The following is a 26,974-nucleotide window of genomic DNA, read 5'->3' as shown; positions in this document are numbered from 1 at the left end:
TCCGTTTAATGAGCAATGTTGTAATAGTCGAGCCAATTTAAAGGAAATGAACAATGTTTTTTGTGAGTGAAAGCAAATTCTGAAGGATTAGAAAGTCAAAAATTGGTCAGTGAGAGAGAAATCTCATTTTTAACTGGCTAGCTCTAACCCTTTTGAGTTAAAGCTAGCTATATCTAGAGCTGAATGCATTTAGCGTAGGAGCCATTTTTTCAACGGTGAAGCGTCAATTGCTTTCACAAGCAGTATGGTTGCAACAATCGTTGCAGGATAAATAAACACATCTTTCGCGAGGTGTTGCAGCCCGATAAATTCAGCGACATTCATCATGACAATTATGATAAGCAGATGGCTAACATATATTCCTAACACGCAAGGAGATAGTTTGAAGACCCAAGGCATGTCGCCAAAATGAGGGTGAGCCAAAAGCCACATAAAGACACCTACAGCCCAGATAACGGTACCGAATAGGAAGTCGTGCGAGTTGAAAGCGATGTCATGTTGCATCAGCCAGTAAGCTTCACCAAAATGCAGTGCTATGCCAAGAATAATGCATCGAACCGTATTGTTTCGCGACCACCGCCACTGCGCTTCTCGTGCGAAATAACCCAGAACAACTAGCAACGTGCTGAAAAAAGGCCCATTACGAGTAAAGAAAGGCGCTGGCAGGTCGGTAATGGTCGCGTAACTGCCAGCAAAGACCCCGTATATGTATAGCAATACTGCAGTTGGCAGCATCAGTTGCACCATATTGATATGCACGAGAAAGGCAATTAACGCTACGGCAATGACCAGAGCCGGAATAAACCACAGATGAACGAGTCCGCCTTCGATGAGTGAATTGATCGGGGTTGACATTAAGTACCCCCAATAACCTTGCCTTTCTGCGAGATACCCTGCCTCAGCGACCGTCTGCCATTGGAATGGCATCAGTAAACTGATCATGCTCCAAATGAGCCAAACCTTCATTAACGGTTTGGCGTAGTTCTTAAGAGTATCAATAGGTGAGTGACTCAACTTCGGCTGGATTAGATAACCCGAGATGAGAAAGAACAACGGAACAGCAAAACGAGCCAGTTGGTTGAGCATATAGCCAACCCATGGTATCCCATCCCACTGCCAGTACGTCAATGCTATCTGGCAATGCAAACCCACAATCGCAAGCATCGCAATGATACGTGCAAACTCTAAGCTGGCTATTTTTTGTTTCTTTGCCATTACATTGTTTACCTAAATAAAAAACTTAGGTGAAAATAGCAGGTTGTTACTGAAGTAATACGTGAAAAAGTCAACAGACTTGCGCTTACATTGAAGCTGTTTTGAAAATTAAGACTTACTTCAAACTTCTTAATTATTAACCTATTAACGCAATCAATACCTGATTCGTGAGTCGAAAATAGCACTGAATAATGGTTAGACCAGTTAACTCGAGATTGCAAAAAAGAACGATCGTGCTAAAAATAAGATTATGCAAAAAGGAAAAGTGACAAAAGAGTTTATTCTGCAGCGGGCTTTTGAGAACGCCAGCGAAGACGGATTAGAAAGTCTTACGATTGGAGAGTTAGCCAAGCAATGCGGTATGTCGAAAAGTGGTCTGTTTGCCCACTTTAATTCGAAGTTGAATTTACAGCTATCGGTGCTTGATCACGCCAATAAAGTGTTCGCTGATCGGGTTATTGAGCCTGCTCGAGAACTCGGGGATGGCAATATCGAGCGTAAAATTCGAGGGTTGCTCGACTCTTGGATGACTTGGAATCACGCATTCCAAGGAAGTTGTATGTTTCTTGACGCTTGGAATGATACGGCAGATAAAGATTGCCCGCTTCAGGCCGGACTGCGTAAATCCATAGACACTTGGCTGAGCTATTTGGAGATCCAAATAGCGAAAGGCAAAGAGAAGCAAGAATTTGCAGCAGACTTAGATACACGCCAAGCAACGTTTGATTTGTACGGTCTCTATTTGAGTGCGCATGTTTTTTACTCAATTAAAGGTGAGCAAGAAAGCTTGCGTCTGTTTTGGCAAGGGATCGACAACTTATTTTCTCGCTGGAAAGGCTAATATCGGTTATTCGCTTCCCAGATTCGTAGACATAAAATCACAAAGAGCGGCTGAGTTCGCTCTTTCTTATCAGTATAAAAAGCACGACCGTTCTATTTTGTGCAAAGCTGATAGTTAAGGACATGATTATGAGTGAAAAAATTTACTTTAATACATCGCAACGTTTCAGTATTAAGCGCAGTTTGGTGAACATTAGTACTCGGTTACACCATACACTGGCCCCGTCACATGCAAAGAAGGCCGCGCGCAAGCTTCTTCTGACACCTGCTCGTACGCAACCTAAAAATATTGAGCCTCAAGGGCTTATCAAAGGTGAAATTAAAGGGCATGCAGGCATCATCAAAACCTATACTTTGGGCTCTGGACCTATTTGGGTGCTAACTCATGGTTGGTCTGGAACGGCAAGTCAGTTTTATCCACTGATGGAACATATTGCGTCGAAAGGGTTTACTGCTTTGGCGTACGATCATCCGGCACATGGTGAGAGTGAGGGGCAGTATGGGCACATTCCGGGGTTTGTCAGAGGATTAGAAGATGTGTTGGATACTGTCGAGGATATTGTTGGTCTAGTTGGGCACAGCATGGGCACCGCTTCTGCTCTTGAGTGTAGGCACAGTAAGTTAGAAAACAAGCCTTTGCTGCTTATTGCTCCGGTATTAAATTACGTAGAGAACTTATTCGGTAGCATTGCACGTTCCGGTTACTCGATGAAGCTTTTTAATGCTGTGGTTTCAGAAGTTGAAGACCAATTTGGTTATCCGTTACAGTCCATTGATCCGATGAAGCGTTTGTCTGAGCGTCCGTCTCACACCATTATTATTCATGATGAGCAAGACAAGTTCACCAAATACAGTGTCTCGGCAAAAGCGGCTGAAGAGATTAAAAACGTTGAGTTAGTGACAACACAAGGTCAGGGGCATGGTCGAGTGATGAAGTGTGAGCAAGTCTTCAGTAGTTTTGACCGTTTGCTCGATAGTGCTTGGTAACCCTTACTTTTACTGATTGATTCGCTCCGTTTTGCGCTAATTCGATTTGAAAGTAACACCTCAGATTTTTTCGTCTCTGGTGTTGCTCTCCTAGTTAAGAGGTTAAATCCAAAAAGGACAGCCGAAGCTGTCCTTTGTTTATTTAGCAGAACGTCTGCAAGGCTGAAATTAGTTACAGTTAGCTACGCCAACTTCTTTCCAAACGCCCCATTCGCCAGATTGGCTAGGATCGTCACCCTGAGTCCACCATTTCGCTTCCCACGTTTTACCTGCGTGAGTCACTTGGTTACCACCTGTGTACACTGCGCTCGCATCCCATGCGTTGTCACAAGTACCAGGGTTCGGATCGGTTGCGTGCTGTGCAACAACCACTGTCGCGCTTGCCGATGAAGACGCTTTACCGTCGCTCACACTTACAGTGAAGCTTAAGCTTGTGTCTTGCGGGTATTCCGCAGCAGTGAACGTGACTTTAGAGCCTTCAACCGTTGCATTCAGACCTTGAGGTAGAGTCCAGTTGAATGTCAGGGTATCGTTGTCTGCATCGCTAGACGCAGATGCATCTACAACCACAACGTCACCAGCGTTTGCTGTTGCTGGAGCAACAACTTGTGCTACTGGTGCGCTGTTCACTGGGTCAACAACACCTGCTGGTTTCACTGTTACTACAACGAGGTCAGATGCCGTTGCACCCTCGTTATCAGTCACCGTCAGCTTGAAAGTTAATTGCTCTTCAACAGTAACTTCTGCTGCATCAAAGCTTGCTTTCGCTGTGTTTGCACCTGTTAGTACCACTGCTGTGCCAGATACTTGTTCCCAAGCGTAGCTTGCGATGGTGCCGTCAGAGTCTTTTGACAGGCTGCCATCTAGAACCACATTTGCAGGACCTGTTACCGATTGATCTGCGCCAGCGGCTGCGGTTGGTTTACGGTTTGGTTGAGGAACCACACCACCAGCCATACCTTCGTGCATCGCGTTTAGAATGTCACCGTTATCCGCGTCAATTTCCCAAGAGAATAGACCAGCAAGACCAAGAGACTTCGCGTAGCTACCTTTTGCTAGCACTGAACGGTGGTCATCAAATGTGATCAACTCGCCCGTAGTACGGTTCCATACCCATGGTGCTTCTGCTTGTGCATCGTAGCCGTACTCGAAGCCGTTAATACCAGTGTTGTTTGCACCTAGCATGAATGACTTAATGCCTTTGTAGTCAATTACGCCATCTTCCCAAACACCTTGCGCTGTGCTGCCCTTCAGTTTACCTGTAGCAGTACCTGTCATTGGGTCGTTTGGATCTGTGAGTGTATCTGGAGTTACGCCTTCCCAGCCACGACCGTACATTGCTGTACCAAGTACTAGCTTGTTCGCAGGAACGCCTTGAGCAAGAAGAAGTTGGATGCCGTTATCTGCTGTGTAAGCAGGACCTTTGTACGGTTCGCCGTTCTCATCAACGCCACTACCGTCACACTGACCAGGACGCATGAATGAACCACAGTAAAGCGCAGTTTGGTGACCAGGAACGTTATTCCAACCACCGTAGAAGTCGTAAGTCATTGCGAAGATGTAATCCATGTACTGAACTGCATCTGCGTAGTCTACGTCTTCAATCTTGTCGTAACCGACACCGATAGCGGACGTTAGCTCGTAAGTACGGCCTGTCTCAGCTTCTAATTCATCAAGCATTACGCGCAGTTCACGCATCAGTGCGATGTATGCTGGGCCATCGTTTACAGGGTCGCCCTTATCGGCTGCTGCACCGCCGCCGCCAGGGAATTCCCAGTCGATGTCAACACCGTCGTAGAATTTCCAAGTTTTCAGGAACTTCTTAACTGATGCGACGAATGTGTCTCGGTTTTTCTTGTCCACGAAATCGAAGAATGGGTCAGACAGTGTCCAACCACCGATCGATGGGATGATTTTTAGATCAGGGTTACGTTGTTTCAATGCCATTAGCATTGCGTAGTTACCCTTGATAGGCGTGCTGTATTCATGACCAGCTTGTGGGAAGCTCTTCTGATAAGCAGCCCAAGGGTCATGGATAACGACTTCATAATCAGGCACACCTGTACAAGCAGTTTGTAGCGCGTTGAAACTGTTGCCGCCAACAGACTTCACAGACTCATTTGGGCCACAAATTGGGATAAAACCGTAAAGGATGTGAGTCAAGTTGTCGACCGGCATATTATCGACGGTGTAGTCACGGCCATAGATGCCCCATTCAACAAAATACGTACCCATCACGACGCTTGGATCGGTATTGTAGGTTTTGTTGTTTGGATCAACATTCATCGTTAGTGGCTTCAGGTGAGAACCATCGGTATCTGCAATTGTGATTTCAGCTGGTGCGCTTTTCGCACAACCTGTCGCATCACATGCTTCGATTTCCATTTGGTATAAGCCACCTTGGCCGTATTCAAACGAAGCTGTTGTTTGGCTACCAGTGATAGGGCCGCTTGCTACTTTTACACCATCAAAATAGACGTTGTAAGTGTCACCAGGTGTGCCACTCCACTGGTTAAATTTAACAGTGATCTTCGCTTGCTCATGGTATTTCACCATGTCGTAGTAGCCTGACGTGGTTTCCATCGCGAGTTCAATTTTAGAAAACTGAAGGTTGTTGGAACCGTACATATCGACACTTGGTGCGGTTGGAGCCGCAACTGCAGCACCTGATAGCGCTAAAGCAACTCCAGCTGCACATAGGTTAAATCGAATCATAACTTCTCTCTCAATCCTTGGATTCATGTTCTACCTAGAACATAGGCTGCTCTTGCACCAGATAAGATGATTGGATTTTCTCCACGTGCAAAAGCATCACACTCAGCATTTCAGAGAGTTTTTTTTCGTCAAAAAAAATTAAGACGGTTTTCGAGGCACTTGAGAGAACTTAACTAAAACTCGCACTCTGTTACACAGAAAGTGTCAGACTGAGTCAATAATTTATAAAATCTCAGCAGAAACTAAAATTATTGTTTACTCAGTAACGAGTTATTTAAATGCGATGAAGGCCTTATTTTGTTGTTTATTAAGGTTTTGTTTCATTGATATAGAAAGAGAATTGAAAGGAAAAATAGCCGTGAAGACGTATTAGTCACGGCTGAAGTGTTCACTCAACGCCGCGCGACGTTTAGAGGCTGCACCGGTTTCTGAGCCCTGAACGGTATGCTCAAATCCTTTACGAATGAATCGCTGATCTGGAATAAGAGGCTCAATACGGCGTATTTGAGGTGAAAGATGAGAGCCCGAGATCTGATACGCGGTCTTTCCTAATCCGGTATTCAACGTGATGACCTTGCCATCGAATTCAAATTCCGTCGTAATAAGTCGATGGTTTCGGTATACCCCATCTTCAGTGAAAACGAGACGTTCTGTTTGGTAGGGTGGCGCGCCAATCTCAATCCATTCGCCGTACACCTTTTTCGGATCAATGTGGTCTTGATAGGATAGGTGGATTTGATAGCCAAAAAACGTCAACAGACCCATCCCGAAGCAGACAAATGTACTCTTGAAGATTTTGGATTGGTGGCGAGCCAAAAATGAAAGTTTTGGTTCTTGTCGTGCTTTTCGCCTTCGGCGAGTTGAGTCCGTCATAGATCTAATTTTCTCCACTTTTTTAACATGGTGGAAACCTTCCTTTTTAAAAACAAACAATCCCGCCATTGAGACGACGAAACTATGATCTAATGTCCACTTTTACATTCAGATACACATCTTATTGATGGTTTTGTTGTTTGCTCACATTCATTACTTCGCAGGTTTTCTTGCTCGGTTTAGGTCGCCTGATTAATCCTCGTGAAAAGAGGTTCTCGCTCAGTAGCAAAGGATGTGCGTTATTACGTTGAGTTTAATGGCTTTCAAAGCTTGAGTAACGGAAAGAAACAAGGTAAAAAAGAGCGGACTTTTGATAAGGAAACCAATAATGAATATTAAGGAAAATAGCTATTTTGCTGGTAGTGTAAAATCACTGGGCTTTAACCAGAAAGATCAGGATGTTAGCGTTGGTGTGATGCTTCCTGGTGAGTACACGTTTGGTACTCAAGCACCAGAGCGTATGACGGTTGTAAAAGGTGCGCTTGTGGTCAAGCGTGTTGGCGAGAGCGATTGGACGACTTATCAAAGTGGTGAGTTTTTTGAAGTGGAAGGTAATTCTTCATTTGAGCTTCAAGTGAAAGAAGCGACTGCGTATTTATGTGAGTACTTCTAGCGTTCATTTGTTGCTCGTCATAAAACCACCTTCGGGTGGTTTTTTCGTCTATGTGCTTCACTTATAACGCATCTTTTTGGTTATTTGGGTATATACTTAATAAAAATGTACCCATCGACCAGGGAGGAAGTGATGGCAGTACAACGCAAGCATTCTGATCTCCCTCCTCGTTACGAGGACAAAGATCTCACCAATGAGCAAAGACAGCGCTTTACCGAAGTTGCCAATGCCGCTCATAAGAGACGTGAATTTTATCGACGTGCTCTAGGAAAGAGCTTAATGGGCAAAATGAAGGGCCGTGCGTTTAAAGATCACCCCACTCGTCAGCAAGACAAGCCGAACAGAACGTTGCAAGTAGTGTGGTTAATCGTATTCCTCGTTGTGGGGCTTTGGGTGATGCATGTGTTCGCTTAGTCATTAGCAAGCTTCTGGTACCGCTGGTGCATCAGATGTTGACTGTTCTTCCGTATTGCAGTGCTCATAAAAGGCGTACTGGTTTTTACCAGTATGTTTAGCTGCGTACATTGCTTTATCTGCACATCGAGTCAATTCAGACAAATCCTTTGCATCTTGCTTATAGATAGCAGCACCTACACTCATTGTTAACTCGTTAATCATATCGTAGCTTCGGTAACCTGTCGGAAACAGATTCACGATCCGTTTTAGGATGCTGTCGAGGTCATCTTTACTTTTTACATCGTAAAGCATGATTACAAATTCATCGCCCGCAAATCGAGCGATGGAGTAGTCGTGTTTATCGGTTTTTCTGTCTTTGTTGCGAATGTTATTTTTTAATCGAGTTGCGAAGGCTTGAAGTACTTGGTCACCAATATCGTGCCCGTAGGTGTCGTTGATGTGCTTGAAGTTATCGATATCGAGAAAAACCAATGCGGTGATGCTGTCATCAGATGAGTGCTTGATTTCATCGAGCTTTGCGCGCGCCCAAGTCTCAAAGCTCCAGCGATTGGCAAGCCCAGTGAGCTGGTCAAAATATGCTAACTCCTCAATCCCTTCACGATACAGTGTTTGAATGTAATTGAGGACTTTCGTGTAGTAATACGAGAACGTGTGACACACAAACGCGGTCGCTATCAGGGTCAGCATCAATCTCCGCTCTATGATTTCTGTGGCTGTTGGCAGTCGATCTAAAAAAGCGACCCCAAAAAAGATCAGTAAAATGTAGGTGCCACTGAACAACAGACCGACCTTAAACTCATTAATTAATACCAGAGTGGCGACAATAGGATATAGCCATAACATTTTGCCTGACGGAGCGTCGTTATACAGAAGTAACAATAACCCTTCGAACATTAAGACAGCACTTAGCCATAAGTCGGCGTATTGATGGTGCCGCTGGACTTTTATTACATAACTGATTGCTAAGCATGCCAAGGCACACAAAGCATGGAAAAAGCTTAAGCCCCAGTTATTCTCAAGTGATTGAGCAATGGAACCATAAGTTAAACAGGCAGCGGCGATACTGGAGCATAAAAAGACAATTTTCTTTTTTCTTGTTGAGCGGATGTCCGCCATTTCTTCTAAGCGCGCCCCAGCCAATGTCGACATTACGTATCCTTGCTTAATTAACGTGTACGCTTATTCTAGGCGGTATTTTCGCGATAAATAGAACAACAAAGTTTCCAAATGTGATATCAGTCATTTTTAGTGCAAAGCCATCAGTGTGATTTGGTGCGAGTGTTCAAAGAGGAATGGTGGCGCATGCAGGTTTTCATGACGGTTCTTCATGGCTCTATATGGTTGGACTGATAACTCAAAGTAATGTATCTAGTTAGACACATTTCTATTGATTATCCTGATTCTGTTCGGTGCTCGTTGATTGAGAGTATTGTTCACCAATCTCTGCTCTACGTATCGTCAAGGCATATGTCGTTTCGAAAATGCATTAGAAATATTTTTCCGAAACAGGGCGAAATATTGTTGTCGTTATGACCAATATGCGACTAGAATCCGCGCTAAATCACAACCTCATATCGAGCTTCGTTCGAGTCACTATTTTTAAACTGCTTCACAAAATTGTGAGGCAGTTTTAGTTGTAGGAAAGGTTACAAGCATGCCTAAAAGCCAAAACATCAACCAACGAATGTCTATCGTGGCATTAGCTTGGCCAATTCTTGTCGAAATTTTGCTACGGACGGCTTTAGGAACCAGTGACGTGTTCATGCTGAGTGGCTACTCAGACAAAGCCGTATCCGCTGTTGGTGTGATCACGCAGATTACCTTCTTTTTAATCATCGTTTCGACGTTTGTCAGTAGCGGTACGGGGATTTTGATTGCCCAATACAATGGCGCTGGACGCGAGCAAGAGTCAGTGAGCGTTGGTGTTGCGAGTATTGCGTTGTCTGTGCTCGTCGGTGTGCTATTGAGTGTGATTGCCGTGCTTGGTGCGATATATCTACTCCCGTATTACGGCTTGGAAGCGCAAGTCGAGCAGTACGCTCATGAATATCTGCTGATAAGCGGTGCGATGACGTTTAACGTTACGATTGGCGTTGTTTTTACAACTATTCTGCGTAGTCATGGTTATTCACGTTCCCCAATGGTGGTGAATTTGATCTCGGGTGTATTCAACATCATTGGTAACTATATTGCGCTTTACCAGCCATTCGGTTTACCTGTGTATGGTGTGCAAGGTGTAGCAATAGCAACCGTCGTCAGCCAAGTCATCGGTACGTTAATGTTATGGTTTATTCTCGCTCGCAGTAGCATTGAACTACCAATGTCGACTATGAAACAAGTACCGGCAGAGATTTACAAAAAGATCTTAAAAATCGGCGGCATGAACGCGGGTGAGGTGCTGTCTTACAACGTGGCGCAAATCTGCATTGTATACTTTGTGGTGCAAATGGGGACGGCATCGTTAGCGGCTTTCACTTATGCGCAAAACATTGCCCGTTTCTCGTTTGCTTTCGCGCTGGCAATTGGTCAGGCTGCGCAAATTCAGACCGGTTACTACATCGGTAAAGGTTGGGTGAGTAGCATTTTAAAACGCGTACAAATCTACTTCTTAGTGGGATTTGTGGCATCAACGGCGGCAACCACACTGATTTACCTGTTTAGAGAAGAGATTCTACGCGTATTTACCGATCAACCGGAAATACTCGCATTGGCAAGTTCGTTAGTCATGGGCTCAATTTTGCTCGAAGCTGGACGTGTGTTTAACCTGATTTTTATCGCGGGGCTCAAAGGCGCGGGTGACATCAAGTTCCCAGTGCAAATGGGGATTTTGAGTATGTGGGGACTAGGCGTGCTTTTCTCTTACATCTTTGGCATCCACTTGGGTTATGGCGTTTTAGGGGCTTGGATGGCAATCGCTCTCGATGAATGGGTACGTGGTATCATCATGGCAAGACGTTGGCGCTCTCAGGTGTGGACCAAGTTTAAGGTGAGCTAACGGTTTTCGGTATTACGCATCACGCTTATTCTGTTGTTAGAAAACAAAAAAAGGCACTGATAGTCAGTGCCTTTTTGTTATTTAAAATCGGGAAGACGTTAGAATTCGCACTCAGCTTGGAACACCATACGCTCTTTGCTGTATGGATGATCCAGCTCTAGCATCTCAGCATGCAGGTGCAAGCGATTCGCTTTTTCGCCGTATAAACCATCACCAACCATCGGCATGTTTAACCCCATGTGATGAGCACTGTGTACACGTAGTTGGTGAGTTCGCCCGGTTTTCGGATACATGTATACCTTGCTGCGCCCATCTTTGACTTCAATCAGTTGCCAGTAGGTTTCTGCATGTTTCCCGTGTTCAAAACACACCAGTTGACGTGGGCGGTCGTCGGGGTCACCACGCATTGGCAGTGAAATTTCCCCTTCAGGCTCGTTTAATACGCCTTCGAGCAGTGCCATATAACGTTTTTGTACGCCGCGAGCCATAAACTGTTTTTGCAGACTTTTGTTCGCGCGCTTAGTTAAGGCAAACACCAAAATGCCAGAGGTCGCCATGTCGAGACGATGAATCACAAACGGCCCTTCCACATCAGGGTACATCGCTTGTAGGCGCGTATAAGCAGAGTCCTTGATAGTTTTACCAGGCACTGAAAGTAAGCCCGAGGGCTTGTTGACGACGACCATAGCGTCGTCTTGGTAGATTATCTCTAGTTCTTTGTCTTCTGCCCAATTCTCCGCCAATGGATTAGGTTCGACATCCAGCCCTTGCATCATATGGCCCAAAATCGGCTGACATTTGCTGTTGCACGATGGGTAGAATTTTTTGTGTTGGCGAACTTCAGACTTTGGCGACACACCCCACCAAAATTCTGCCAGCGCCAGCGGTTTGAATCCGTATTTAAACGCGTATTGGAGCAGTTTTGGCGCAGCACATTCCCCTGCACCTGCTGGTGGTATTGGGTTTGTGGTGTCCGCAAAAATGTCCACCAAGTCGCGTGCTTCGCCATGGCTGTTTAGAAAGCGGTACTGTTTATGCAGTTTGTGCTGTAAAGCGTTGGAGAGCGTTTTGCGCTGTTCTTTCAGATGAGCAAGTTGCTGCTCTAACTCAGCCAAGCGCGCTTCTTTGATTGCAAGCTTTTCATCCCACGCTTGCTTTAAGTATTTGAGAACGTTTTTCTCGGCGACACTTTGCTTACCCAACTCATCCAATAAGATTTTGAGGTCATCGGCATTGAGTGTTTGCTCGCCCTGTTGACGCTGTCGTTTGCGTGCGGCGCGGCCGTCAATCATCACTTGGCGCTGTGTTTGCTCTTCTTGTTGATAAGCGGCTCGGTCGGCTTGTATTTGCGCTTTAAGATCTGCCAATTCCGGATTCGCGGCACAGGTTTTGTACTCCGCATTGGCGGCGTTGATGGCATCCGTTTCTGCGCGGAAGAAACCTTCATCGGTCAGCATGTCATACACAGGAGGGACAAACCCTGGAATCAAGTTTTGGTCAGCAATTTTGCCAGAAAACGCACTTAAAAATCCGAGTTCGCCTTGAGGGTTTTCTACCAGCAATACGCCAAACATTTTGCCTCGCCCCGTTTCTTCATTAACCAAACCAAAATCGTGTTCGAAGTCGGTTTGCGCTAATAAGTGCTGTTGCAATTGCTTTGCGGCCATAACGCAAAGAGGATGCGGCGTGTAGTAGAACGGAAACGTAAACTGCGTTGGCAATTCATAGCCAGAAATATCAGCAGTAAAACGAGTAAAACAATGTTCAGGCGAGTGCATGGTGGGTATCCGCGCGAGTAAAAAATCGAGCGAGGATTGTACCTGTTTGAGTCAGGATTGCCATGTCGGTGTTGGCACTCGCTCTTGGATTAAGAACAAGAGCGAGTGGGGAAGAGCTTATTGCAGTTTTTGTAATGCAAGCTTCCACTGTGCCGGTTTGTCGTAGTAGGTCGAGTGCGGCAAGGTCAAGTACTCGCCATTTACTTCTGCAATCAGGGTTGGATAACCACCAACGTGTAACTGTCGCATCAACTGTCGGCTGGAGCGAATTTTCTCATCTAGATCGGCTTCGCTTAACGTCATGTTTTGCTCCCACACATCGTTTGCTAAACCTAGCGATTCTGCAATGGCTTTGAGCGTCGATGCTTCATTCACTTTTAACCCGAGCTGATAATGCGCGGATTGGATGGCCTTTAGCATGTACCATGGATTCAGCCCCACTTTCTCCGCACTCAAGATCGCTTGTGTTGGTAGATAAGAATCAAGAACAAACGCATCTTCGCTTTTCACGCGTTGCAGATATGCTTCACCAAACGTTGCTCCGGTTTCGGTTGCGATACGAGCGTCACTGTTGATGATGTGCTGACGAAATTCAGATTCAATCGCGCGTTTCTCAATCATACCGCCGGGATGAAGCTCTACCTTAAATTGAGAGGTGTCCATCAAGGCTTCGATGAGTGGTGATGCCCCGTAGCACCAACCACACATGGGATCGAAGAAGTAATGCACGGTTACCATGACATTTCACCAGTATGCACTTTTGCACCGATTTCTAGCGCGATTGGCAATTGAGCTTCTGGGTATTTCGCTGACATGGTGTCAATGAGTTGAACGCTGTTATTGCTGTGTTTTTTCGCTTGCTGAAAATCCTGCAAGTATTGTTGCGAGTAGCGAATGGTGTCTGCGTTCAGCTTTGTGCCTGCTTTCATGTGACCAGGAATGACCACTTGAGGTTTAAGCGCAAGCATCTCGCTAAGCTGCTGCTCCCAAGCATTGATAGCGGTTTGGTCAGCGGCATCGGCCATCCACAAATGTACGTTTGAGTACACGGCTACGTTACCTAGAATCGCTTTGTTATCTGGAATCCATAGGTAAGGGCGGTGCGCTGATGTGCCATGGTTACCACGAATTTCAATCTTATGACCTTCTAGCTCTAATGATGCTTTATCGTACGCGACAGGGATCACTGGTTTTACCGGTGCGTTTGCGCCAAGCTTTGGTCCCCAGTACGCCAGCTTTCCAGCCAATTTCTCTTTAATAATTTTTTGAACCGCAGGCGTTGCGATGATCTGCGCATCAGGGAACTGTTGGTGTAAGGCCTCTGCGCCAAAATAGTAGTCTGGGTCCGCTTGGCTGATAAAAATGGTTTTAAGCGTTTTGCCTGAGTCCAACACTTTAGCGGCAATGCGCATCGCATCAGCTTTGGTGAAGCCAGTGTCGATGACCATGGCGTCAGTCTCACCGTATACCAAGGTTGAGTTAACGTGGAAGCTGTTACCGTCGGCGTTGTAAACCTCAAGAGTAAGGGGAGAGTGGTTTGCCGCTAGGACAGGGCTTGCCATTAAAATGGATGCAGCAATCAAAGTGAATTTTTTCATAATAAGCTCCTAAAGAATTTGGGGCCAAGCGACAATGGCTTGGGAACGGGAGCTATATTAGAAAATTGATACGCTCGGAAAAATACACAATAATGTGCATCACTATTTCTTATTTCGAGCAAATCTATGGACAGAGTAACGGCAGCAAAAGTATTTGTGGATGTGGTGTATTCTGGCAGTTTTACTGCGACCGCAGAGCGGTTAGACATGTCTCGGCCAATGGTGACTCGTTATGTAGAGGCGATGGAGAACTGGCTGCAAACTCGTTTGTTGCACCGCACCACGCGCAAGGTGTCGCTCACCACCGCAGGGGAACGCAGCTTGCCTCAGATTGAGCGCTGGTTGAAACAGGCCGATACGTTGACGTCGAACATTGCCGTTGATGGTGAACTGTCCGGAAAAATCCGTCTCGCGTCTAGCACTTCATTTGGATTCTCACAGTTGATCCCAGCAGTAAACAGTTTTATGCAAAAGCACCCCAAAGTACATATCGACATAGATCTGCAAGATTCAGTGAGTGATCTAACCGAGCAACGCATCGATCTGGCAATCCGAATTGCGTCAGATCCCGATCCTTCTTTGATTGGTAAGCCGATTGCGGTGTGTGAATCGGTGTTGGTGGCATCGCCACAATACTTGCAAACTCACCACGCGATCGCGCATCCGCGAGATTTATCTTCACACGACTGTTTGGGTTACAAAAACTTTGAGCGTCATGTGTGGCATTTGTCTCAGGGCGATCAGTTCGAATCGGTGGGAATTGAATGTCGCCTAACCAGCAATGAGGCCACGGCGTTATTGCATGGCGCTTTACAAGGCATGGGTATTTCGATGCTGCCAACCTATTTGAGTAATATCTATCTGCAATCGGGTCAGCTTGAGTCGGTGTTACCGGATTGGAAGCCAAATGATCTCAACATTTACGCGCTGTATTCATCGCGTAAACACTTGTCTCCTGCGGTGAGAGCCTTCATCGATCACAGTGAAGATTACTTTAAACAGCATCATTGGTAATCGCGAAAGGCGTCGTCATCCCGACTTGAGATTCATACAAGATCCTGTACCTTACATGGATATATTTTCGCAGCGTCATTTAGAGTTTTAGTTAATGTCACAAGTTCGCATCAAATTTATTGCTTCCGATATGGATGGCACATTGCTTGACCAATACGGTCGTTTGGATCCGGAGTTTTTCGATCTGTTTTTGCAACTGGAAGAGCAAGGTATTTTGTTCTCCGCTGCGTCTGGTCGTCAGTATTACAGTCTGCGAGACACGTTTGCGCCAATCAAAGACAGACTGTTGTATGTGGCTGAAAACGGCACCTTAGTGATGTACCAAGACAAAGAGCTCTACAGTTGTACCATTCCTAAAGCGGAAGTGTTGGAGATTGTGAAAGCGGCTCGTGAGATTGACGGAGCGAACATCGTATTGTGTGGCAAGCGCTCGGCGTACATCGAAACGCATGATCAGCAATCGCTGGAAGAATTTCAAAAGTACTACCACCGCTGTGAATATGTGCCGGATTTGCTTGAGGTCGAAGACGAGTTCATTAAGGTGGCAATTTGTCACTTTGGCGGTTCGGAAGAGCTCCTGTTCCCGACCATGAATACGAAGTTTGGCGCAACGCATAAAGTCGTGGTGAGTGCAAAAATCTGGCTGGATGTGATGAATGCCGAGGCCTCTAAAGGTGCGGCCATTCAGCATCTTCAAGAGACGATGAATTTTACTCCGGCAGAAACTATGACGTTTGGTGACTACCTCAATGACCTCGAAATGCTGCAAGTCAGTGAGCATTCGTACGCGGTAGCCAACGCGCACGAAGAGATTAAGAAAATTGCTCGTTATTCTGCGCCAAGCAACCAAGAGGCTGGGGTACTCAAAGTGATTAAAGAGAAAGTATTAGCGAAGTAACGCTCATTTTTTCGATGTTATTTTCTTCTTCACGTAAAAAGCCCCGCATACACTGCGGGGCTTTGTTTTTTTGGGGGGAGTAAGGTTCCCGTTTTAGCGTACGTACTTGGCGGTTGCGCTGACTAAAAAGTGTTGCAATTTCCCGTCTGATTTTGGCACCCACAAGGCGTTATGATAATGGTAAATACGGCCATTGATGGTCACAGACAAGGTATTATCACCCGTTTGCTCCATGCGAATAAACTGATCCGAAGTGACCAAAAACGGCTCTTGCTCTTCAATGCTCTGGCCCGTTGCCAATACGAAGTAGCCGAATCGGTTGCCAGCATCCGGATCGGTTGAGTAGATTCGATGTCCAACGAGGCTGTAGTCATCGTTGAGTGCCTGCTCAAGCGTTTTTTGCCCGATGGTTTCGTGCGATGGAATAAATACCCAAGCCAACACACCTGCCGCAATGACTGCCAGTAGAAGCAGTACTTGCATGAACTTTCTCATCATATATACCGTTTAACGTTGAAATTTCATTTTGTACATGCGCTTATCCGCTATGCTGATAAGAAAGTCAACATTGTCACTGTCTTTAGGGTATTGCGCTAAGCCCATGCTTGTTGAAAGTGTTGAGACTTTATCGGAGTTTAATATTTGTGCATCAAAGACGGTATTTATCTGCTCACGTACGTTCTCTTCATTGAGATGTTCACCTTCAAGTATAACCGCGAACTCATCTCCTCCCATGCGATAAACAGTAAAATCATTGAGTGTCATAGAATTAAGCCGCCTAGCGATTTCCCGCAGTACAGTGTCGCCAACTTGGTGACCGTGTGTGTCGTTGACTTCTTTAAAACCATTTAAATCTAGAATCCAGAGAGAAAAGGGCCTTTTTTCTTGAGTAAATTTGTTTAGGGTAATGAATAGTGCATTGCGGTTCCCTAGGTTCGTCAAAGGGTCGCTTAGCGCCAATTTTCTATGAAAATGGGATTCACGATAAAAGAAATAAGTTAGAGAGATAATCGACAAAACGAACGTCGCAAACAACATATATTGTGCTTGCATTAAGCGCTGGGTTTGACCTTTTTGTGCTTCATAAGCTTTACTACTTAGACGGAAGTTTTGATTAACGAAGTCTATTAAGCCTAAATATAGTGTTTGAGTTGAACGATAAAATGCAGCAGCAGCTTGGCTATCACCTGTTCTAGCTTCTACTAGTTGTTTTTCTAGCTCTTTGAACTCTTCAAAAAGGTTAATGAAGTAAAGGTGCATGTTGTTCCGAGAAAAGAACTTATTGGCTTTCGTGCTACTGGTCAATAAGTCAAAGCGACTCCACGCTAACTCGTATTGAAGCTCTGCACCGTCAATATTCAATACGTTTTCATCTAACCGTCTGGCCTCGCCGACAAGTTCTGATAGTTCTTTGGAGAGTTGGAATAAAAACCAAGTCGCTTGTTTTTGTTCGTTATTAAAATTTTGTGAGAGTGAACGTGTTTGCTGTAAAAGCACGACATTCGCGAGAAGCAAAGAAACGGCAAACACCACCAGCAGCATTTTGCTGGTGGTAGAATATTGCAATATTCTTTGTTTCTTAGAATAGGGTTCTGATAACTTCATTCTTATTATTTTTCTTTTATTTCATTTACTTGCCATACCATTTGCGCATGATATTTATTGTAGTTTAGCTCTGGATAGAGATTGAGTGGATATATCACCCAGAAAGGGCCTTTATTCCTGACTTTTATGTAATTCTGATCTTGTTGATAAGCCAGTATTGGTTGATATCGAAGAATATCTTGTCGGGACAATGTCGAGTGATAGTCGTTTAAGCTGCTGATATCAACCTGCTCTGGTACCTTTCCATAGACGTGTGTAAGAAGCGTGCTGAGTTTAACGCCTAAAAACTCTGACGAGGCAGGAAGCCAAGGCAATGTCATCGTGTAGCTAGTGGTAGGTAAAGCTTGGATCTCTTCCAGTTCCAGTATGACACTAGGCTGCTGGCTACTACTAAATACGATCGTATTTGCAGACAAGAATGGCGCAACAAAAAACAGACCTAGCGCGACTATCTTTTTCATCATATGCCCTTTTGAGTTTTATTCTTTTTTCTTAGCTAGGACAAAGGTGCTAGCGGTAATTTATTTATAATTATAGAGCCAACCGGATGAGATTTTATAATACGTTATGTTTCAAAAATAACTGTCGGTTTACGTCACGTCAAGGTTATTAAGTTGCTTCTTAATTAAAAGCTCAGAGTCTTGGGATGATAGTAGAGTTTCGTAATGATTTCGCGGTATTTAATTGGTTTTTAGTGCAGCTTTGTTTCATTTTTAATAAAGATACTGTGTCGGAAATGAGAATTTAATAAGGCGAGAAATGGACGTCGAATTTTTTCTTAAGTTACATTATTTTACATATTTAAATCATCGATATTCAGATATGTATTTGTTAGTACGTAAAGAAAATAAAGTCACCTAGTTTTGGTGACTTTATTTTTTATTTCATGAGCTTACTTAAATTAACTATGCAAACAAATATTTTGCATGGAAGTTGAGGTGCTCTTCAATAAAGCTTGAGATGAAGTAATAGCTATGGTCATAGCCTGGTTGCATTCTCAAGGTTAGGTTTGAATCGTGTATTTTTGCCGCAGCAATCAGCGCTTCCGGTCTAAGCTGCTCATTTAAGAAACCATCAGCATCACCTTGATCAACCAAAATTGGTAATGGTGATTGTTGTTGTTTTAGAAGTTCACTTGCATCGTATTGCTTCCAGCTTTCAAGCTCCTTGCCTAAGTAAGCAGTAAAGGCTTTTTGTCCCCAAGGGCATTGCATTGGGTTACTGATTGGACTGAACGCTGAAATAGAACGGTACTGTTCTGAATTTTTCAGACCAATGGTGAGCGCTCCGTGGCCGCCCATGCTGTGACCCGAAATCGACTTCACGTCAGAGACAGGGAAGTTACTTTCGATGATCGCAGGTAACTCCTCAGTCACATAGTCGTACATGCAGTAATGCAGTGACCAAGGTGCTTGCGTCGCATTAAGGTAAAAGCCAGCTCCTTTTCCTAGGTCATAGCTTTCGTCGTCAGCGATACCTTCGCCTCTCGGACTTGTGTCTGGTGCAATGATCGCAATGCCAAGCTCGGCCGCCATACGAAATGCGCCCGCTTTCTGCATAAAGTTTTCATCGGTACACGTTAAACCAGAGAGCCAGTATAGCGCGGGTACGGGATTCGATTTCGTTGCGTTAGGTGGCAAGAATATCGCGAAGCGCATGGTGCAGTTTAGGGCATTGGATTCGTGTGTATATTGCTTGTGCCAACCGCCAAACACTTTGGCTTGGCTTACATTTTCAATGGTCATGAATAAACTCTCTAATTAGCAGAAGGAATTCAGGCTCCCCAAAAGGAGAGCCTGAGGCAGCATTATTGATCCATATGGATAACTGTTCGGATGCTCTTACCTTCATGCATCAGATCAAACGCTTTGTTGACGTCTGCTAATCCCATTGTGTGGGTAATGAACTCCTGTAAGCCGAATTCACCAGCCATGTAACGGTTTACGATTTCTGGAAGCTCAGAGCGGCCTTTAACGCCACCGAAAGCGCTACCACGCCATACGCGACCAGTTACCAGTTGGAACGGACGAGTTGAGATCTCTTGACCTGCACCAGCAACACCAATGATGACTGACTCACCCCAACCTTTGTGACAGCACTCAAGTGCTTGGCGCATCACGTTTACGTTACCGATACATTCGAATGAGTAGTCAACACCACCGTCTGTCATTTCAACAATCACTTCTTGAATTGGCTTGTCGAATTTTTGTGGGTTGATGCAATCAGTTGCACCAAGTTGTTTCGCTAGGTCGAATTTGCTTTCGTTGATGTCTACACCGATGATGCTGCTGGCACCAGCCATGCGAGCACCGATGATTGCAGAAAGACCGATACCGCCGAGACCAAAGATTGCCACTGTGTCGCCTTTTTCAACTTTAGCTGTGTTTAATACCGCACCCATACCAGTGGTTACGCCACAACCTAGAAGACAAACTTCTTCAAGTGGTGCTTCTTTGTTTACTTTCGCTAGTGAGATTTCTGGAAGAACCGTGTACTCAGAGAAAGTAGAACAACCCATGTAGTGGAAGATAGTTTCGCCGTTGATAGAGAATCGGCTTGTGCCATCTGGCATTAGGCCTTTACCTTGCGTTTCACGAACGGCCTGACATAGGTTCGTTTTGCCAGATTTACAGAACTTACACTCACCACATTCAGCAGTGTAAAGTGGGATAACGTGGTCGCCAACTTCAACGCTTGTTACGCCTTCGCCAACCATTTCAACGATGCCGCCACCTTCGTGACCAAGGATTGAAGGGAAGATACCTTCTGGATCGTCACCTGATAGTGTGAATGCGTCAGTGTGACAAACACCAGTTGCTACGATGCGTACTAGCACTTCGCCGGCTTTTGGAAGTTGTACATCCACTTCTTCCATTTTAAGCGGCTCACCTGCAGCCCAAGCGACCATTGCTTTTGATTTTATGTGAGTTTGACCAGGTTTGATTTCAAGCGACATTGGATGTTTCCTTTATATTTTCAGTATATGGAGTGACGTAATAAGCGTAGTTAAGGTTTGCTTACCGCGCTTCGTCGTTTTGTTGGTGCTCATTTTAGGTGTTTCAGTAAAAATGATAATCCGTCCATTTTGAAAATGATTTTTACATATGCGTAATAATGATAAGGTGAGCGTGTAAAAAGAGTGCGATGCCTCCTTAAAGCGGAAGGGAAATGGAAAAGGTGATTGACCTGAAGTTAGATAGAGGGGCTAAAGTAGAAAACTGTCAAACCATCAGCTAAGTAAGAGTGATTATGAATAAGACGGATCTGAGTGCCTATTTAACCAAGCTAGGCTTGCCTAGTGAATTGCCCGCCGATTTGGAGTCATTGCACAGAATTCACGTGGCGCAGCATCGTTGCCTGCCGTTTGAGAGTTTTGACATCGCATTGCAGCGAGGCGTCTCTGTTGAGATTGAAGATATTATTCAAAAAACCGTGTACCACTCTCGCGGTGGTTACTGCTTTGAATTAAATGGTTTAATGCTTGATGTGCTCAACACTCTTGGGTTTGAAGCGCGAAGTTTGCTAGGGCGTGTACATGTGTCTGGTACACCAACAGGTCGTAGTCATCAAATCACGTTAGTGACGTTAGAGGAACAAACATGGATTGTCGATGTGGGTTTTGGCTCCAATACCCCTCGAGCGCCATTGCCATTTATCCTTGACCAAGTGATTCAGACGGATTTACAAACCTTCCGTTTTGTCAAAGATGCTCAGTTTGGTTATTTCCTCCAAGTGCTTTCAACCGATGGAACGGACACGTGGAACAATCTATACAGCTTTGACCTAGAGTTCGTGTGTGCTGGTGACATTGCATGTAGCAACTTCTTTACCTCGACTTCACCTAATTCGCGTTTTACTAGCGCAAGAGTCGCTGCTAGAGCGACAGAAAGTGGGTTGGTGACGCTGCTTAACTACACACTCAGATGCACCAATCATGAAGAGCTAACAGAAATAGAGCTAGAGCCAGGTCAAACCTACCTGGATGCGTTGAAAGAATATTTTGGCATTGAGCTTGATGCGCAATACGACGATCTTCGTCCGTTACCTGACGCGTAAAGTTTTCCAGTTTTCAAAGCGTAGCGCGACGAGAACAATGTAATCACTATTTGTCTAGAAGAGGTCGACAGGAATACAGCATGGCGAATTGGGAAGGAGTCAGCGAGTTTGTTGCCGTAGCGGAAACCAACAGCTTTACAGCTGCCGCGGCTAAACTGAAAACGTCAGTGGCACAAATCAGTCGCCGCGTATCGGCACTTGAAGAGCGTCTTGCGGTTAAGTTACTGCATCGCACGACGCGAAAAGTTTCTCTGTCTGAAGCTGGACAGCTTTATTATCAGCAGTGCAAACACTTGGTCGAAGGGCTAGAACTAGCTGAGCTTGCTGTAACGCAAATGCAAACCGAACCGCGAGGTTTGCTGCGTGTGACAGCGCCTGTGACCTATGGGGAAATGAACCTCGCACCGCTCTTGCATCAGTTTTTGGAGAAGTACCCGCGTGTGGACCTCGATTTAGTTCTGACCAATCAAAAACTGGATTTGATAGAGCAAGGGGTAGACGTGGCGATTCGTCTTGGCCGCCTGCAAGATTCCAGCATGATCGCAAAGCGTCTTTCGTCGCGTCAAAATTACGTGTGTGCTAGCCCTATGTATTTGGAGCGATTTGGCGAGCCTCACACATTATCCGAACTGGCTCGACATCAGTGCTTGGTTGGTTCGGTCGATTATTGGCATTTTAAGGAAAATAAACGCGATAAGTCTTTGCGCGTGTCGGGGAGGATTAAATGCAATAGTGGTTTTGCGCTAATGGGCGCCGCCAAACGTGGTTTGGGTTTAGTGCAGTTGCCGGACTATTACGTTCAAGAAGCCCTAGATAACGGTGAGCTAGTCGAGGTGCTGACCGATTACCGAGACGACCGTGAAGGCATTTGGGCACTGTATCCACAAAGCCGAAATTTATCGCCCAAAGTGAGGTTGTTGATCGACTTTTTAGCGCAGGAACTAGCGGATTAGAGTTTTCATGAACTTTAATACAACTGAAGTTGCTAAAACGCCCGGTGATGCCGGGCGTTTTTATTGGGATAAGCGCTTGAACTGGAAATAAATGAACCACTATTGGTTGGATTCCGCGTCTTCACGTTTAATCACTTTGTGCCCATCTTCAGACACGCCTTGCTTCCAATAGCTGCTGATGTAGATATTCTCGCGATCGACTTCTTTCTCATTGCGGAAATATTGGCGCAGCGCACGCATTGAATCGAACTCACAGGCACACCATACCGAAGCGTTACCATCTAACCATTCCAGTTCGCGAACGCTATCAGCCAAGGTTTGCTGTTCTGTTAGCCAAATCAACTCCATACCGGCTGGCGTGTTTAGGGGTTGAATGTCGGCTGGAGACATCACGCTGATCACAGCGTAGCCTTTGGCCTCTTCTGGCAGCGTACGAATTTTCGCAGAAAGTGCTGGAAGTGCCGTCATATCGGCAGCCATGAAGAACCAATCCGCCTCAGTATTTAAGTTGGAGATGCTACCCGGCCCCACGATGCTGATCGTGTCGCCTTTTTGCGCGGCCATTGCCCAACGTGCGGCAAATCCGCATTGCAGATCTTGCGTTACGTGTCGGACGAAATCAACTTCGATTGAACTGGTTTCTGGATGAAAGCGTCGAATTGTATAGGTGCGCATGATTGGTCGGTCGTCTTCTGACAGGATGCTCAGATCCGCGCCGCCCATATCGTTAAACAGTAATTTGATGTAACTGCCTTCGCAGTCACGAGGAAAGTGGCTCAGCGCCTCACCTTGCAAGGTAATGCGCTGCATGTTTGGAGTGATGGTTTCTGTGTCTGTGACAACAAGCGTTTTAGGTTGAGGCTTCTTTTTCATTGTTACTTTACTCGATAATTATTCTCTTTCTCATTTAAAGATTATCAAGTTCCCTAACAAGAGGGTAGCGTCTTTAAACAAATTTACACTGTGAATTAACGCCAAAGCCTCAAGCAAAATGCAGTATCTGTCCTTTCCCAATTACGTAAAGTGAGTCGTTTTTAACCATAAATGGACTTATATCATTGGAATCGTAGACAAAAGCAACAGAGCGGCCATGCTGTAGTTGAACCCCTTAACGCGTTTATCGGTGGTCAACCAACGCTGCAATTGCATGCCTGCCGCCGTCCAAAATGTCACCGATGGCAAGTTGGCTAAACAGAAGATACCGGCGATAAAAGTCAGTTCGAGCCAAGAACCGCCACTGGTGTATACCGTAATGGCCGTCAACGCCATCGACCAACCTTTTGGGTTCACCCATTGGAATGCAACAGCCCCTAAAAAAGACATCGGGCGAAAATCGTGTTTTGCTTCGGTTTTGTCGCTGGTGGCGATTTTGTACGTCAAGTACAGCAAATAACTCAAGCTCAATACTTTTAAAATCGAGTGGGTTAGCGGGTAGGCATGGAACAGGCTCATCAAGCCAATACCCACCAAAATTAGCATGGCACCAAAGCCGAAGGTAATGCCCAACATGTGTGGGATAGTGCGTTTAAAGCCGACATTTGCCCCTGAGGTCATCAACATAATGTTATTGGGACCCGGCGTAAAAGTGGAGACAAAAGCGAACAACGCCAAAGCGCCCAGTTGATGATATTCCATAGATTGTTCCTTGAATCAGTTCTCGATAAGTTGAGAACAACTATAAGTAGAACTGAGGTCAATATTGTGCTTTTATTTGATGATTAGAAACTAAATAAGCAATGAAACATCATCATGGATAGATTTGACGAAAGAATATTGCAAGTGCTCAAACGAGACGGAAGAATCTCCAATGTGGAGCTGTCGGAACGCGTTGGTTTATCTCCGTCTGCAACCTTACGCCGAGTGCAAGATTTAGAGCGTAAAGGCGTGATCAAAGGCTACCGAGCAGTACTGGATAATCAGCAACTTGGCGTGGGTTTTGTCGCTTATGTGTCGATTGGTTTGGCCTCGCACTCTAAGCAGGCACAGCTGGGTTTCGAAGAGCATGTGCGTTTTGTAAACGAGGTGGTGGAATGTCACAACATTACGGGATCTAACGAATATCTCATACGCGTAGAGACGCAAAATCTCGCCGCTTATAAAGCGTTCCATGCTGATGTGTTGGGTGAGTGCGAACACGTCAAGTCGATCACAACGATGGTGGTGATGGACACACCAAAAGACGAGCGATAGCCAAACGAGAGTGACAGTTTTTGTGGCACATGAATTTGAAGTGACTCGAAAGAGTCAGTCGAGTATGAGAATGGTTCACAACAAATGCTGGAAAGCAGATGGCACTCTTACAATTTCCATATTTATTCTCACCTTCTAAATAATCCCATCCTGCTAGTTTTGCTTAAACCGCTTGTGCTTCAGAGCGGCGAGTCAGCAAAATTAAGGATGAACGATGAAATCACATGTAACACTTCCTCTTTTGAGCTTAAGCGCTGTTGCCGCATTGAGCTCATTTAACGTCAACGCCCACGGCTGGGTAGAGTTTCCAAGTGCTCGTCAAAATACGTGTTATTTAGACGGTGGCTTTTGGACCAACGAGATCCCTAACCAAGCGTGTAAAGCGGCTTTTGATGAATCTGGCGCGTATCCGTTTGTGCAGCGTAGCGAAATTGCAGCAAACGTACCAAATTACCGAGATATGGAGCATGTGAAAGCCGTGGTTCGCGACGGTGAGCTATGTTCTGCTGGCGATACAGCTAAGAAAGGCTTGAACATTCCTTCTCCAAACTGGCAGCGCACCAATGTTACGCCAGATGCAAATAACCAGATTGAATTGGTGTTTTACGGCAAAGCGCCGCACAACCCATCGTACTGGGAATTCTATCTCACCAAGCCAACTTATGATGATTCAAAACCTCTTACTTGGAGTGATTTAGAGCTGATCGACACCGCAGGTGATGTGTATGTTGATGCGGAAAAACGCTACCGTATTCAGGTGACTTTCCCTGCTGATCGTTCGGGCGATGCGGTACTTTACACTCGTTGGCAGCGTATTGATGTCGCTGGGGAAGGTTTCTACAACTGTAGTGACATTACGTTAAACGGAACAGGCACGACGCCACCGACTGACCCTGTTGATCCAACCGAACCGGGCAATAATCTGACATCTCTAGGCTACTTTGTTCAGCAAGGTTTCGGACCAGTAGAAGCGGGTGACACCATCCGTTTTCGTACGTTTAATGCGACAGGCAATGAAATTGTCGATATTTCACTACCAATCAGTGCGAACAATACGGCGACTTGGGCGGCAGAAATAGCAGATCAATTTAACGCGCAGCAAACGGGCGATTGGTATGTGGGCATTTGGCATCAAGAGATGAGCCACTACATGTTCGATAGTAACAACGTGAATGCGAACCAAGTATTAGCGCCAAGCGCAGACTTCAGTTATGCGTTGTCACTGATCAAAGCGGATGTACCGCCACCAGTTGAACCAACCAACTTGTGGGACAAGACGGCTGTTTACGACCAAGGTGATGTGGTGACGCACAACGGTAAAGAATGGACCGCTCAGTGGTGGACGTCTGGTGAGGAACCAGGCACAACGGGTCAATGGGGGGTATGGCGTTAAGCCAGTTATTCGGGCCCTGATCAATAAAACCCTTCTCATGTGAGAAGGGTTTGTTTTTTTAGCCTAAAACGATCACTTTGGTCGAGTGGTTGTCTTGAAAATCAGAGCACATATCGTTATTCGCTTGCTCTCCACTCGCTCCAGTTGAGCATCGCGTAGTCTGCCAGTTTGAGCATCGGAATGTCTTCGTGTGTATCACCGTAGGCATAAACAGACGCAAATTCGTCGAGCGAAAACGTGGCCCTAACGCGCGAGACTTTTTTTTCTAAACTACAATCACCTTGCTGGTAAAAGCCACTCAGTTTTGGCTGTTCTGAGATCAGTTCACTGCACAGCAAGTGGTAACCGTTCGCTTCACACCAAGGCTTGAGATACGCATTGAGTGATGCCGACACCACCACAATGGTATCGCCTCTGTGCTGATGCCACGCCAACCTTTCCATCGCTTCTGGCCGTAAGTACAGCGGGATCACTTCATGGGCAAACTGAGTGCCAATCGCTTCAATTTTCTGCGTTTCTTTCCCTGAAAATGCAATAAAACTGCTGAGAGGGCGCATAACACGAGCGGGTAACACTCCGAGTTTGTACAGCGCATAAAATGGCATGATAGCGACCTTTCCTACTCGTTTGCGCAGGCCACAAGCAGAATAGTGGAGGAAAAGGCTAAACATATCCTCTCGGGTGATGGTGCCATCAAAATCAAACAGTGCCAGTGACGGCTTAGTAGTATCGAGCAAATTCAGCGCCTATTTTTTGGTTTTTCAGCCCTAAACCACCTACTTCAGTAGGTGGTTATCATCCGTTTCGGCTTTGCCTGTAAAACTACTCATGCTA

26 protein-coding genes are annotated in these 26,974 nt (G+C 45.5%); 11 read left to right on the top strand and 15 right to left on the bottom strand.

The features are described from left to right. Positions 1–189 precede the first annotated feature (189 nt). Positions 190–1,215 carry an acyltransferase gene (locus R7Q46_RS14685; RefSeq protein WP_318077569.1) on the bottom strand — a complete coding sequence of 342 codons (1,026 nt, stop codon included), beginning with the start codon at positions 1,213–1,215 and terminating at the stop codon, positions 190–192. 250 nt (positions 1,216–1,465) lie between these two features. Between R7Q46_RS14685 and R7Q46_RS14680 the strand changes: the two genes are divergently transcribed. Continuing rightward, positions 1,466–2,056 (top strand): TetR/AcrR family transcriptional regulator, encoded by a 591-nt coding sequence (locus R7Q46_RS14680; protein WP_151515209.1) that lies wholly within the window; start codon positions 1,466–1,468, stop codon positions 2,054–2,056. Positions 2,057–2,184: 128 nt separating this feature from the next. Further along, positions 2,185–3,042, top strand: a complete 858-nt coding sequence (locus tag R7Q46_RS14675) for an alpha/beta hydrolase (RefSeq protein ID WP_213871343.1) — start codon at positions 2,185–2,187, stop codon at positions 3,040–3,042. Positions 3,043–3,210: 168 nt separating this feature from the next. On the opposite strand, the gene R7Q46_RS14670 is transcribed toward R7Q46_RS14675, so the two are convergent. Next, on the bottom strand, positions 3,211–5,757 hold the full coding sequence (locus R7Q46_RS14670) for a glycosyl hydrolase family 18 protein (protein WP_318077568.1): 2,547 nt from the start codon (positions 5,755–5,757) through the stop codon (positions 3,211–3,213). 369 nt (positions 5,758–6,126) lie between these two features. After that, on the bottom strand, positions 6,127–6,630 hold the full coding sequence (locus R7Q46_RS14665; protein WP_171344999.1) for a DUF2850 domain-containing protein: 504 nt from the start codon (positions 6,628–6,630) through the stop codon (positions 6,127–6,129). Positions 6,631–6,958: 328 nt separating this feature from the next. On the opposite strand from R7Q46_RS14665, the gene R7Q46_RS14660 reads away from it, so the two are divergent. Together R7Q46_RS14660 and R7Q46_RS14655 are read left to right on the top strand one after the other, a co-directional pair. Then, complete coding sequence (locus R7Q46_RS14660) at positions 6,959–7,243, top strand: pyrimidine/purine nucleoside phosphorylase (protein ID WP_005383244.1); 285 nt, start codon at positions 6,959–6,961, stop codon at positions 7,241–7,243. A gap of 132 nt (positions 7,244–7,375) precedes the next feature. Continuing rightward, entirely contained in the window at positions 7,376–7,657 is a 282-nt protein-coding gene (locus R7Q46_RS14655; protein WP_005374405.1) for a hypothetical protein, read from the top strand. Positions 7,658–7,660: 3 nt separating this feature from the next. Here the strand turns inward: R7Q46_RS14655 and R7Q46_RS14650 are convergent, their stop codons facing one another. Then, a complete protein-coding gene (locus tag R7Q46_RS14650; protein WP_025768745.1) occupies positions 7,661–8,809 on the bottom strand; it encodes a GGDEF domain-containing protein in 1,149 nt (382 codons plus the stop codon). Between the two features lie 505 nt (positions 8,810–9,314). On the opposite strand from R7Q46_RS14650, the gene R7Q46_RS14645 reads away from it, so the two are divergent. Then, positions 9,315–10,655: an MATE family efflux transporter gene (locus tag R7Q46_RS14645; protein WP_017633826.1), complete on the top strand. Its 1,341-nt coding sequence runs from the start codon at positions 9,315–9,317 to the stop codon at positions 10,653–10,655. Positions 10,656–10,753: 98 nt separating this feature from the next. Here the strand turns inward: R7Q46_RS14645 and R7Q46_RS14640 are convergent, their stop codons facing one another. The 3 genes from R7Q46_RS14640 to R7Q46_RS14630 form a co-directional block, all read right to left on the bottom strand. Continuing rightward, on the bottom strand, positions 10,754–12,433 hold the full coding sequence (locus R7Q46_RS14640) for an RluA family pseudouridine synthase (protein ID WP_262638581.1): 1,680 nt from the start codon (positions 12,431–12,433) through the stop codon (positions 10,754–10,756). A gap of 117 nt (positions 12,434–12,550) precedes the next feature. Further along, the gene (locus R7Q46_RS14635; RefSeq protein WP_262638582.1) at positions 12,551–13,171 is read right to left on the bottom strand and encodes a DsbA family protein; all 621 of its coding nucleotides are present in this window, start codon (positions 13,169–13,171) and stop codon (positions 12,551–12,553) included. Continuing rightward, entirely contained in the window at positions 13,165–14,031 is an 867-nt protein-coding gene (locus R7Q46_RS14630) for an MBL fold metallo-hydrolase (RefSeq protein ID WP_025507420.1), read from the bottom strand. Before R7Q46_RS14630 ends, R7Q46_RS14635 begins: the two co-directional genes overlap by 7 nt. Before the next feature lie 126 nt (positions 14,032–14,157). Between R7Q46_RS14630 and R7Q46_RS14625 the strand changes: the two genes are divergently transcribed. After that, positions 14,158–15,045: a LysR family transcriptional regulator gene (locus R7Q46_RS14625; RefSeq protein WP_256896177.1), complete on the top strand. Its 888-nt coding sequence runs from the start codon at positions 14,158–14,160 to the stop codon at positions 15,043–15,045. A 94-nt stretch (positions 15,046–15,139) separates the two neighbouring features. Next, entirely contained in the window at positions 15,140–15,943 is an 804-nt protein-coding gene (locus R7Q46_RS14620; RefSeq protein ID WP_213867980.1) for an HAD family hydrolase, read from the top strand. 93 nt (positions 15,944–16,036) lie between these two features. Here R7Q46_RS14620 and R7Q46_RS14615 read toward each other — a convergent pair whose 3' ends face one another. The 5 genes from R7Q46_RS14615 to R7Q46_RS14595 form a co-directional block, all read right to left on the bottom strand. Next, the gene (locus R7Q46_RS14615; RefSeq protein WP_225495804.1) at positions 16,037–16,426 is read right to left on the bottom strand and encodes a hypothetical protein; all 390 of its coding nucleotides are present in this window, start codon (positions 16,424–16,426) and stop codon (positions 16,037–16,039) included. Between the two features lie 24 nt (positions 16,427–16,450). After that, positions 16,451–17,548 (bottom strand): GGDEF domain-containing protein, encoded by a 1,098-nt coding sequence (locus R7Q46_RS14610; RefSeq protein ID WP_053303994.1) that lies wholly within the window; start codon positions 17,546–17,548, stop codon positions 16,451–16,453. Positions 17,549–17,553: 5 nt separating this feature from the next. Next, positions 17,554–18,009, bottom strand: a complete 456-nt coding sequence (locus tag R7Q46_RS14605) for a hypothetical protein (protein WP_005374384.1) — start codon at positions 18,007–18,009, stop codon at positions 17,554–17,556. A gap of 444 nt (positions 18,010–18,453) precedes the next feature. Then, the gene (fghA, locus tag R7Q46_RS14600) at positions 18,454–19,293 is read right to left on the bottom strand and encodes an S-formylglutathione hydrolase (RefSeq protein WP_005374382.1); all 840 of its coding nucleotides are present in this window, start codon (positions 19,291–19,293) and stop codon (positions 18,454–18,456) included. A gap of 62 nt (positions 19,294–19,355) precedes the next feature. Then, the gene (locus tag R7Q46_RS14595) at positions 19,356–20,504 is read right to left on the bottom strand and encodes an S-(hydroxymethyl)glutathione dehydrogenase/class III alcohol dehydrogenase (RefSeq protein ID WP_262638583.1); all 1,149 of its coding nucleotides are present in this window, start codon (positions 20,502–20,504) and stop codon (positions 19,356–19,358) included. Between the two features lie 293 nt (positions 20,505–20,797). Here R7Q46_RS14595 and R7Q46_RS14590 point away from each other — a divergent pair, with 293 nt between their 5' ends. Beyond that, complete coding sequence (locus R7Q46_RS14590) at positions 20,798–21,604, top strand: arylamine N-acetyltransferase family protein (protein ID WP_262638584.1); 807 nt, start codon at positions 20,798–20,800, stop codon at positions 21,602–21,604. A gap of 80 nt (positions 21,605–21,684) precedes the next feature. Further along, positions 21,685–22,557 carry a LysR family transcriptional regulator gene (locus tag R7Q46_RS14585; protein WP_017633836.1) on the top strand — a complete coding sequence of 291 codons (873 nt, stop codon included), beginning with the start codon at positions 21,685–21,687 and terminating at the stop codon, positions 22,555–22,557. 99 nt (positions 22,558–22,656) lie between these two features. Here the strand turns inward: R7Q46_RS14585 and R7Q46_RS14580 are convergent, their stop codons facing one another. Further along, complete coding sequence (locus tag R7Q46_RS14580; RefSeq protein WP_053303996.1) at positions 22,657–23,430, bottom strand: siderophore-interacting protein; 774 nt, start codon at positions 23,428–23,430, stop codon at positions 22,657–22,659. Between the two features lie 177 nt (positions 23,431–23,607). Next, positions 23,608–24,192: a LysE family translocator gene (locus R7Q46_RS14575; RefSeq protein ID WP_005482872.1), complete on the bottom strand. Its 585-nt coding sequence runs from the start codon at positions 24,190–24,192 to the stop codon at positions 23,608–23,610. A gap of 114 nt (positions 24,193–24,306) precedes the next feature. On the opposite strand from R7Q46_RS14575, the gene R7Q46_RS14570 reads away from it, so the two are divergent. Next, positions 24,307–24,747, top strand: a complete 441-nt coding sequence (locus tag R7Q46_RS14570) for an Lrp/AsnC family transcriptional regulator (RefSeq protein ID WP_031780811.1) — start codon at positions 24,307–24,309, stop codon at positions 24,745–24,747. Between the two features lie 214 nt (positions 24,748–24,961). Continuing rightward, positions 24,962–26,140, top strand: a complete 1,179-nt coding sequence (locus tag R7Q46_RS14565; protein ID WP_149191659.1) for a lytic polysaccharide monooxygenase — start codon at positions 24,962–24,964, stop codon at positions 26,138–26,140. A 116-nt stretch (positions 26,141–26,256) separates the two neighbouring features. On the opposite strand, the gene R7Q46_RS14560 is transcribed toward R7Q46_RS14565, so the two are convergent. Next, a complete protein-coding gene (locus R7Q46_RS14560; protein ID WP_213871348.1) occupies positions 26,257–26,877 on the bottom strand; it encodes an HAD-IB family hydrolase in 621 nt (206 codons plus the stop codon). Positions 26,878–26,974: the final 97 nt, after the last annotated feature.

This window comes from Vibrio sp. 811 (assembly GCF_033339195.1).
This window is presented reverse-complemented; position numbering and strand designations above follow the sequence as displayed.